This window comes from Azospirillum sp. ST 5-10, from assembly GCF_051225715.1.
Taxonomy (GTDB): Bacteria; Pseudomonadota; Alphaproteobacteria; order Azospirillales; family Azospirillaceae; genus Azospirillum.
Genome location: NZ_JBPJSP010000081.1, coordinates 1 through 1,456 on the forward strand (window position 1 = coordinate 1; position 1,456 = coordinate 1,456).

Genomic DNA, 1,456 nt, shown 5'->3' on the forward strand with positions numbered 1-1,456 from the left:
GTAATTGCTCACGGGGTTGGCGCGAGCTGTTGTTCAGGCGATAGCGAAGTCGCCGTCGATGAGGCTGCGGACAGCGGCCCAGGCTGAGGTTCCTTGCAGCCTTGCGGTTCCGGTCACGGATCGGTATCCGGCGTGGATTTTCGGCCCCCATTGAGATCGGAAGCCGTTGGTGACCTTTCGGAACACGACGGAGGGTCGGATTTCCTGTTCGGAGCGGTTGTTGGTCGGGGGAACCCGGCGGTCGTTGAGGAAGACGAAGAACTTGGAGCGCCATGCCTTGATCTGGCGCTGGAGTTCCCGGCCGGCGGGATGGGCGGCCGGCACGCCGACGAGCGCATCGAGGCGGGTGTCGGCCTTGGCGGCGTAAGCGGCCAGCGTGCTGTCCTTCAGGCTGGGACGCCGCTTGCCGACGCGGATCGCCCAGCGCAGGAGGTCACGGATTTTCGGAGCGACGACGGTGTCGCCGCAGTCGATGGCGTATTGGACGTCGCGCAGCACGTGGGCGAGGCAGACCTGATGGACCTGGCCCAGGTCCTGTTGCCCGGCATAGCGGTCGGAGACCCAGACTTCAGGCCGGACCTCGCCCAGCATCCCCTCCGCCACCGCCCGGCCTCGCCCGGGGACGATCTCGTGCAGCACCGCCGTGTCGGAATGGAACACCCACTGCCAGTGGGTGACGCCATCGACCCGCGTGGTCGTTTCGTCCGAGGCGATGACCGGCGCGGTCAGGAGCTTGGCCTTGATCGCGGTGCACGCCGTTTCCAGGGCGTCGCCCATCCGCCGGAAGCTGTTGGCGATGGCGCCCTCGGAGATCGCCAGCCCGAACACTTCCCTCAGCATCCGCGACAACCGCTCGAAACCGACATGGTGGCTGTGGTGCAGGTAGGCCAGAAGCGACCGGATGCCGGGGCCGAACGGCGTGCCCGGCGGCATGGCGGCCGGAGGAGCGGCCCGATACCGCTTGCCGCAGCACCGGCAACGCCCGCCGAACACCTCGACCCGCGTGATCACCGGCCGGATGACCGGCAGGTCGATATGGTCGTAACGGTGACGGCACTGCTGCTCCGCTTCACCGACAGCCTCGCCGCAATGAGGGCAGGCGTCCGCCAGCCGCCGCTCATGGCGATCCGGCTCCTCGGCCAGCGGGCGCGACGTTCCGGGCCGGGACGGACGCGGTTTCCGGCGCCGTTGCGAGGCCTTCTCACGGTTCTTGCGCCCGGGACCATCCGAGGACGGCGGATGGTGCGAATTCGACGACGTCTTCTTCGGCTTGCCCACCAGCGATTCCAGCTCCGTCACCCGGGCCGCCAAACGCTGGATCAACGCCGCCTGATCGGCAATCAGGGCGTCCTTCTCCGCTTCGGTCAGGCGATAGGCGGGCGGCTTCTCCATCCACACGTTGACTCATATTCCGAGCCCCGCGGCAACCCTTTTCGCCAACCCCGTGAGCAATTAC

1 protein-coding gene is annotated in these 1,456 nt (G+C 67.6%); it reads right to left on the reverse strand.

All coding sequences use genetic code 11. The features are described 5' to 3' along the window. Positions 1 to 33: 33 nt before the first annotated feature. Complete coding sequence (tnpC, locus tag ACSBPG_RS31875; protein ID WP_435541281.1) at positions 34 to 1,392, reverse strand: IS66 family transposase; 1,359 nt, start codon at positions 1,390 to 1,392, stop codon at positions 34 to 36. Positions 1,393 to 1,456: the final 64 nt, after the last annotated feature.

Excerpts from the sequence above, each read along its gene's own strand:
- tnpC (WP_435541281.1), bottom strand. The coding sequence starts at position 1,392 with ATGGAGAAGCCGCCCGCCTATCGCCTGACCGAAGCGGAGAAGGACGCC.